Raw genomic sequence first — 239 nt, forward strand, 5'->3', positions numbered from 1 at the left:
GATTGTATATGCTGATATATATTATACTGTCTTAGCATTTTTTCATCCATAAATTCTTTTTTATATGCCTCGTCGATTATTATAATTATTCTTCCTTTTTTTCGTAAAATAAAGTTAATATATTTAAATAATATTGTATAATCTCTATCAAGTTTAGTGCTAAGTATCATATTACTATTTAATTTACTTGCCATCCTTAATGATTTGCATATACTCATATTCCCTAAATCCCCTTCATA

General features: G+C 23.8%; 1 protein-coding gene. It reads right to left on the bottom strand.

What is annotated here, in order from left to right; translation table 11 throughout:
* On the bottom strand, positions 1-218 hold a 218-nt coding region (locus Tmeso_RS16145), incomplete at its 3' end, for a hypothetical protein (protein ID WP_145993189.1).
* Positions 219-239 lie beyond the last annotated feature (21 nt).

The organism is Tepidibacter mesophilus, from assembly GCF_002724055.1.
In the GTDB taxonomy this organism is placed as follows: Bacteria; Bacillota; Clostridia; order Peptostreptococcales; family Peptostreptococcaceae; genus Tepidibacter_A; species Tepidibacter_A mesophilus.